Below are 4690 nucleotides of genomic sequence, written 5' to 3'. Positions count from 1 at the left end.
ACTGATAACTGATAACTGATAACTGATAACTGAAATGACCCAAGAATTAACGCTCTGCTTGCCACCTCGCAATTACATCTCAGACCAAAAATTTCCGGATTTTCCTAACCTATGCAAGAAAACAACTATCAAATTCAAAGCTATTTTTAATTTATTTAATTAAAACTAACTATATGGAAGCAATTTTATTTCGCCCTCAAGGCAACTTAGATTTAAAGAGAAGTTATCAACTCAAGCAAATAGTAGGCAAACTCATCGACAAAACACGAAATTTTTATTGCATAATAGATATGGGATTAGTCAATCAAATTAATAACTTTGGATTAACTACTTTAGTTATTGTCCGCAAAATTTCTGAAAAAAGAGGATGTCTATTATACCTGTTCAATATCCAAGATGATATTCAACTGATTTTTCAATTAACTGGATTAGATCAAAAATTTAATTTTTTAGAAGACGAATCATTTCTTTATTCATTAAAACCTAAACTACTACTTTGCTAGTTGCTAAGTTGATGAATTAGGTTTGTTTATTCTTGTTTGATTTTCCTTCTCTATTTTGTTCGCTATTACTAACAATTGGAATTGTAAAATGAAACTGACTACCACAATTTTTCCCCTCGGACTCTGCCCAAATTTTTCCTCCTAAACGAGTAATAATCTGCCGACAAATAGCTAAACCTAAACCTGTACCACCAACACTTCTTCGTAAAGCACCTTCTTCTTGATAAAAACGATCGAATACAGCTTCTAGACGCTTAGGTTCAATCCCACGGCCAGTATCAGAGACTGTCACTTCTAACATATTATTCCCATTAGAAGTAGCTCCAATCATTACTGTTCCTTCAGACTGAGTAAACTTACAAGCATTATCCAGGAGTTTTGACAATACCTCCACTAACCATTCCCCATCAGCTAAAACTAAAGGTAGTTCTGTCGATACCTCAGTAGTAATACTCGGTAAATCTTTTTGTGAATTATGGGCACGAATACTACTCAGGGCCAAATCAACACATTCCAATAGAGGCAAATATTCTACATTCCACTCAACCGTACCACTTTCTAAATGAGACAATGTTAAGAAATCTTGCACAAGATGACGCATTCTATCTGCATCTGCTAAGGCAGTTTCTAACATAACTTGACGTAACTCTGCAGGCATATCTGGTTCTTGACTCAAACTTTCAAGGCAAACTTGAATAGTAGATAAAGGTGTCCGTAGCTCATGGCCAGTAATTGCAATTAAATTACTACGAGTCCGGTCCAGAGCCTCTAATTGTTGATTTAATTCTTCTAAGTGGACATAAGTTTCAGCCTGGATCAAAGTTATACCTAATTGAGTAGCGATCGCTTGTACTAAATCTATTTTGTCATCAGACCAATTATGAGCACATGAGCCACAGTCGTGTAACTCTACCATACCTAAAAGTCTTCCTTGATAAAGCAAAGGCACCATTAACCAGCTCTTAATTTCCCATTGAGATATTAATGTTTCGATACAATTTTGGGCCTTAATTCTAGAGCCTTGTAGTGTTTTTGTCAAACAATAATCAGGTAGCAAGCTAGTATCTTCTATAGAGACTTGCTCTTGAGTTTGAACAACCTTTTGAAATAAAGGATTATCTTGTAAAGGCCATTCTTGATTAACCACAGATGTAATTGACGAACTTAAATATTCATGTGTAATGGTTGCTGTGACATCCAAAGCTCGACATTGATAAATTAAGCATCGGCAGGCTAAAAGTGCTTCTCCCAATTCTTGCACTGCCACTTTAATAATCTCATCTGGGTCTAGCGATCGCCTCATAGCATTAGAAATAATATTAATCAGGCGCTGTTTTTGTTCCTGAGCGGAGATCGAGCGATACGCTTTAAGTAACTTATATTGACTTGCCTGCAAATAAGTCACCAAACGTTGGGCAAAGGGATCGTTAAATTGAGGATTTTGAGTAACTACTTCTGAAGCTTTCTTGAGGTAACGACGATTAGAGCTAGACTTGACTTTACCAGATTTTCTTCCCATCCCGACATCAACATTGATACCATAAGTATCTTGTGCTGCTTGTACTTTTTCTGCTAATTCTGGTCTATACTTCAGAATTCTATTCAGTAAAGATATAGCAGCTTGGACACATACATGACGATCAAAAGTCCAGATACCTTCAAACCGACGTGCCTGATCCATGTCGAGCAACTGAGATGTTTCATTACCTTCATCAGAATTAAAACGCTCATTACAAATCAAACAACTTGAATACTGTTTACCAAGTACCAGTAAATTCCATTCCTTACTTAGAATCTCTTTAGTATTGAAAGCAATTGTTTCGTAATACTCAGAAGAATTGTTAAATGCTGTTTCTGGTGCTGCTAGTACGTATACTTGAGATGTTAGGTTAGCAATTCGTCGATAACGATGAGCTTCCTGACGATAAAAACGCTCTTGCTGAAAAGTTGCAATTACCAGAGGTCGATCGGAGCTTGCTAAAACCTGGTCTTCCATTGCATGAGATAGAGCAGTTAGGGATGTCTTAAAGTAAATTTGAGGTCTCAACTGCGGAATCTCTTGCACCAGTTCTGCCAATACGGATTTAGGGATGGTCATCTGGCGGTTAATCTTTACCCTACTGCACTACTATAGCGTTACGCGCAAGTCAGAAGTCAGAAGTCAGAAGTCAGAAGTCAGAAGTCATCCCTGACTAAATTTGAGTACTTATAAACGTCCTAACCTATTTGCGTAGTGCTATAATATCAAATATACATTGTTAGTGTTAACACTGTAGAGGCTTTTATTCTTTAGTTTTATTTGATCCCTTGTTTATAGTCGGGTATTTTATACAATAAAAGATTATTTTATCTCAAATATTTAGTATTTCTAAGATTATAAAAATAACTTGCTATTATCGGTTGTTTTGAAACAAAGCAATAGCAAGTTTTTAAGTTTTTATCAATTTTCTGCTACAGCAATTATTAATTCTGATTGTACAGAAAATATATGATAATTGAAATAATTAAGAGCTTTAGACTTTTAACGTATATTTGGGGAGTGTCAAAAGTTTTGCATTGGTTACTGTAGTCTTTATTTATCCTTCTCATCTCTAGTTTCACTACTAGATTCAAGTTCAGAATTATAAATAGCATCCAACTGTTGACGAGCTTCTTGTACATTCACAGAACGCATCACCAATAAAGGCTCATCAATAAAATTCCCAGATTCATCTAATAGTTCAGGATGTGGAATTCTACGAGACTTAGAATAAGAATCACGAGAAGACCATCCTTGATTTGAAGGGGAAGATTGAGACTCAAGGCCCACTGTTAATAGACTACGGATTAAATTACGAACAGCCAAAACAGCAACAGTGGTAAAGGCTAAGATATAAAGCAAATGTAACATAGTTTTCTCCAGGGCCAGATAGGCACTTAGCAAATTTTAAAAAAGTTTAAACAATTGTTTTTATTTTATCTCTACTTAACTCTGGATGAGTTTAATGGCCATAAATTATCAAAATAATTAGGTCTAAAACCCAGCCTTTTAAGGCGAAATGTTTTTGGAGGCTTGCTCAAATACCCGTTACAAAAACAACTTCTGACTTCTGACTTTAGTTAACCGGGTCACTCATCATCATTTCCAGAGAAACCAGAGAAAATACTGCTTTTACAGTAAATTGACAGTTATCAAATCATAACTGTTATTGTTAGAAGTTAACTCAACCTAATTTATTAGTTCAGGACTTAATACCTAAGCTTTAGTGTAATAAGTAATTCTATCTAGATTGTTGTTCTTTGCGGAATCGCATTGAAACTTGCCAACATTCCGTTAGTAAGTGATGCCAAGGCATAAGCACTGTAGTTTCTACCCCTACTTGACCTTCAGTTGCATGAAAAAGAGTTTGTGCTGTACTAACTTCCTGTTGAGCTTGCTTAACTCTATTAAGTAGGTCCAGTTGTTCAGTGCTACTAAGAAAAGGAATTTTTTCTCTCTCCAATAACTGACGGGAACGCTCAAACCAATACTGAAAATCCTCTAACAATGGTTGCAGTACTGCTTTAAGTAAATCTGTTTCTGGCAGTTTTGGATTTATCATTTCTCTAAATCTAATTTCTTATTTTATAGTTTATACATATATTAACACTCTTTACAATTTTTAATATTCTTCCTAATAAGTGTTTTTTTAAGGTACTGGAGATTTGAAAACTAGAGGCATAAGGACTTTAGAGGCAAAGCCAGTCGCTTTTGATTGTCATCTTATTCCGAAAATATGATTAATTTATACAGATTAAAAGTACAAAAAATGCTAAGGCTGACAAAAATTATTGTGAATTTCGTTAAATAGTACTCAGCACTCAGCATTAGGACTTTTTACGTTGAGTTGGGGATGAGCAACCCCTCATCAACTAGGAGGCGCTTGGGGTTGTCGGGGTATAAACCCAAAGTCAAAAAGCAAAAAGCATTTAGCTATCAGCTAAAAATCCAAGGGTTTAATACCATTTCTCAAAAGTTTTGCTACATTTCCTTGGGAGTAGGTCATTTCAGTTATCAGTTATCAGTTATCAGTTATCAGTACCTAAGGCTGTTTGCACAGCATGACCTAGGAAAGCAAGAGGCTTGAAGTACGGAATTATTTTTTCTCTTGGCCGATTAGATATGGCGCAGGTTTCGGAGCCATCTCACCCTACGGGAAGCTCCGAAG

5 protein-coding genes are annotated in these 4690 nt (G+C 35.7%); 2 read left to right on the top strand and 3 right to left on the bottom strand.

The window, feature by feature from the left end; all coding sequences use genetic code 11:
• Positions 1 to 34 precede the first annotated feature (34 nt).
• Together AC3DU7_RS25775 and AC3DU7_RS25770 are read left to right on the top strand one after the other, a co-directional pair.
• The gene (locus tag AC3DU7_RS25775) at positions 35 to 163 is read left to right on the top strand and encodes a hypothetical protein (protein WP_488042136.1); all 129 of its coding nucleotides are present in this window, start codon (positions 35 to 37) and stop codon (positions 161 to 163) included.
• Positions 164 to 173: 10 nt separating this feature from the next.
• A complete protein-coding gene (locus AC3DU7_RS25770) occupies positions 174 to 503 on the top strand; it encodes an STAS domain-containing protein (RefSeq protein ID WP_488042135.1) in 330 nt (109 codons plus the stop codon).
• 16 nt (positions 504 to 519) lie between these two features.
• Here the strand turns inward: AC3DU7_RS25770 and AC3DU7_RS25765 are convergent, their stop codons facing one another.
• The 3 genes from AC3DU7_RS25765 to AC3DU7_RS25755 form a co-directional block, all read right to left on the bottom strand.
• Complete coding sequence (locus tag AC3DU7_RS25765) at positions 520 to 2601, bottom strand: DICT sensory domain-containing protein (protein ID WP_488042134.1); 2082 nt, start codon at positions 2599 to 2601, stop codon at positions 520 to 522.
• Between the two features lie 474 nt (positions 2602 to 3075).
• Positions 3076 to 3393: a DUF2973 domain-containing protein gene (locus tag AC3DU7_RS25760; RefSeq protein WP_488042133.1), complete on the bottom strand. Its 318-nt coding sequence runs from the start codon at positions 3391 to 3393 to the stop codon at positions 3076 to 3078.
• Between the two features lie 370 nt (positions 3394 to 3763).
• Positions 3764 to 4084, bottom strand: coding sequence for a DUF2605 domain-containing protein (locus AC3DU7_RS25755; RefSeq protein ID WP_488042132.1), 321 nt, complete (start codon positions 4082 to 4084; stop codon positions 3764 to 3766).
• Between the last annotated feature and the right edge of the window lie 606 nt (positions 4085 to 4690).

The organism is Okeania sp. (assembly GCF_983059655.1).
Note: the sequence above shows the minus strand (reverse complement) of the source record. Positions and strands in the feature narration are given on the sequence as shown.

Excerpts from the sequence above, each read along its gene's own strand:
- AC3DU7_RS25765 (WP_488042134.1), bottom strand. The coding sequence starts at position 2,601 with ATGACCATCCCTAAATCCGTATTGGCAGAACTGGTGCAAGAGATTCCG.
- AC3DU7_RS25775 (WP_488042136.1), top strand. The coding sequence starts at position 35 with ATGACCCAAGAATTAACGCTCTGCTTGCCACCTCGCAATTACATCTCA.
- AC3DU7_RS25760 (WP_488042133.1), bottom strand. The coding sequence starts at position 3,393 with ATGTTACATTTGCTTTATATCTTAGCCTTTACCACTGTTGCTGTTTTG.
- AC3DU7_RS25755 (WP_488042132.1), bottom strand. The coding sequence starts at position 4,084 with ATGATAAATCCAAAACTGCCAGAAACAGATTTACTTAAAGCAGTACTG.
- AC3DU7_RS25770 (WP_488042135.1), top strand. The coding sequence starts at position 174 with ATGGAAGCAATTTTATTTCGCCCTCAAGGCAACTTAGATTTAAAGAGA.